1 protein-coding gene is annotated in these 241 nt (G+C 49.4%); it reads right to left on the bottom strand.

Features of this window, described 5'->3' with window-relative positions; translation table 11 throughout:
• On the bottom strand, positions 1 to 241 hold a 241-nt coding region (locus tag SJ312_RS23460), incomplete at both ends, for a GTP-binding protein (protein WP_319868435.1).

Here is a 241-nt window from a genome sequence, read left to right as displayed (position 1 = left end):
CCATCTGAGCAGCACCAGTGATCATGTTTTTAACATAGTCGGCGTGTCCTGGGCAGTCTACGTGTGCGTAGTGGCGAGTTGGAGTATCGTATTCTACGTGTGAAGTAGAGATGGTGATACCACGCGCTTTTTCTTCTGGTGCGTTATCGATTTGGTCGAATGCGCGAGCAGAACCGCCGTAAGTTTTAGCCAGAACAGTAGTGATAGCTGCTGTCAGAGTAGTTTTACCGTGGTCAACGTG

The organism is Providencia sp. CIM-Carb-044 (genome assembly GCF_033901115.1).
Classification (GTDB): Bacteria; Pseudomonadota; Gammaproteobacteria; order Enterobacterales; family Enterobacteriaceae; genus Providencia; species Providencia hangzhouensis.
This window is presented reverse-complemented; position numbering and strand designations above follow the sequence as displayed.